The organism is Citrobacter sp. EC_71, from assembly GCF_019584005.1.
GTDB classification, from domain to species: domain Bacteria; phylum Pseudomonadota; class Gammaproteobacteria; order Enterobacterales; family Enterobacteriaceae; genus Citrobacter; species Citrobacter werkmanii.
The window spans coordinates 1-2,433 of sequence record NZ_VDAY01000050.1; the positions used below are offsets into that span (position 1 = coordinate 1).

Sequence of the window (2,433 nt, forward strand, 5' to 3'; positions counted from 1 at the left end):
GTCCTTCGTTGCCGCCACCGGGGTACCGCCGTCAATACTCACCATCACGCTGACCGCATCCGGGTCGGTGCTGATGGCAAAACCCGGCGTGGTGTCGCGGGTCTGGTTATCGCCGACGGTGCCGGTGTCATCGCTCAGCGTAATGACCGGGGCCGCCACGGTGGTGTCCACGGTGACCGCCAGCGCCGCTGAGGTGGCGGTGTTGCCCGCGTCGTCGGTGACGATAACGCTGATGCTGTAATCCCCGTCCGCCAAGGCTGGCGCAGTAAAGGTCCACTGGCCGTCTGCCAGCGTCGCCGGGTAGGATGTGCCGTTGATAATCACCTGCACCTCCGTCACGTCGGCATCGATATTGCCCAGCGTAAAGGTTGGGGTGGTGTCGTTCGTGATGTTGTCCGTCGCGCTGCTGCCGGTATCAGAGGCATCAGCCAGATCCACCGTCGGGACGGACAGAGTGGTGTCAACGTTAAAGCTCAGGGTCTCCGAGTCCGCGGTGTTGCCCGCGAGGTCAGTGACGGTCGCCACAATGCTGTGATCGCCGTCAGCCAGTTCGCCGGACGTGATATGCCACTGACCGGCCGCGTCCTTTGTCGCCGCCACCGGGGCGCCGCCGTCGATGCTCACCATCACGCTCACGGCGTCTTTATCCGTGGCAATGGCAAAGCCCGGCGTAGTGTCGTTGGTCTGGTTATCCCCCGCCCTGCCGGTGTCGTCGCTCAGCGTGATGACCGGGGCCGCCACGGCGGTGTCCACCGTGATGGCCAGTTCATTCGAGGTCTGCACGTTCCCCGCGTCATCCGTCACCTGTACCGTCACGGTATAGTCACCGTCTGCAAGCGCCGGGGCGGTGAAGCTCCAGGTGCCGTCTGCCAGCGTCGCCGGATAGGACGTGCCGTTAATCAGCACCTGCACCGAGGTGACATCGGCGTCGATATTGCCCAGCGTAAAGGTTGGGGTGGTGTCGTTCGTGATGTTATCGGTCGCGCTGCTGCCGGTATCAGAGGCATCCATCAGATCGAGGGTCGGGACCGAGAGTGTGGTGTCGACGTTAAAACTCATGATGTCCGAGGTGGCGGTATTCCCCGCCACATCCGTCACCGTCGCCACGATACTGTGGTCGCCGTCGGCCAGCTCGCCGGCGGTGATCTGCCACTGCCCGTCCGCGTCCTTCGTCGCCGCCACCGGGGCGCCGCCGTCAATGGAGACCATCACGCTCACCGCATCCGGGTCGGTGCTGATGGCAAAGCCCGGCGCCGCTACGTTGGTCTGGTTATCCCCCGCCGTCCCGGTGTCGTCGCTCAGGGTGATGACCGGGGCCGCCACGGTGGTGTCCACGGTCACGTTCAGCGCTGAGGACATCGCGGTGTTGCCCGCGTCGTCGGTGACCTGCACCGTCACGGTATAGTCACCATCTGCCAGCGCCGGCGCGGTAAAGCTCCACGTCCCGTCCGCCAGTGTCGCCGGGTAAGCGGTGCCGTTAATCAGCACCTGCACCTCCGTCACGTCGGCATCGATATTGCCCAGCGTAAACACCGGCGTGGTGTCGTTGGTGATATTGTCGGTCGCGCTGCTGCCGCTGTCTGACGCCTCCGCCAGATCGAGGGTCGGAACGGACAGCGTGGTGTCCACGGTGAAGTCCAGTGAGGACGTCGCTGTATTGCCGGCAATATCGGTCACCGTCGCCACAATGCTGTGGTCGCCGTCGGCCAGCCCGCCGGACGTGATCTGCCACTGCCCGGCCGCGTCCTTCGTTGCCGCCACCGGCGCGCCGCCGTCAACGGAGACCATCACGCTGACCGCATCCGCATCGGTGCTGATGGCAAAGCCCGGCGTGGTGTCGCGGGTCTGGTTATCGCCGGTGGTCCCGGTGTCGTCGCTCAGCGTGATCACCGGGGCCGCCACGGTGGTGTCCACGGTCACGTTCAGCGCTGAGGACATCGCGGTGTTGCCCGCGTCGTCGGTGACCTGCACCGTCACGGTATAGTCACCATCTGCCAGCGCCGGCGCGGTAAAGCTCCACGTCCCGTCCGCCAGTGTCGCCGGGTAAGCGGTGCCGTTAATCAGCACCTGCACCTCCGTCACGTCGGCATCGATATTGCCCAGCGTGAACACCGGCGTGGTGTCGTTGGTGATATTGTCGGTCGCGCTGCTGCCGCTGTCTGACGCCTCCGCCAGATCGAGGGTCGGAACGGACAGCGTGGTGTCCACGGTGAAGTCCAGTGAGGACGTCGCTGTATTGCCGGCAATATCGGTCACCGTCGCCACAATGCTGTGGTCGCCGTCGGCCAGCCCGCCGGATGTGATATGCCACTGTCCGACCGCGTCCTTCGTCGCCGCCACCGGGGTGCCGCCGTCAATGCTCACCATCATGCTCACGGCGTCTTTATCCGTGGTGATGGCAAAGCCCGGCGTGGTGTCGCGGGTCTGGTTATC

The 2,433-nt window shown here is 65.0% G+C and carries 1 protein-coding gene; it reads right to left on the bottom strand.

Going from position 1 to position 2,433, the window contains the following annotated elements; genetic code table 11:
- The coding region (locus FHD02_RS23925) for an Ig-like domain-containing protein (RefSeq protein ID WP_220394380.1) at positions 1–2,433 on the bottom strand (2,433 nt) is incomplete at both ends.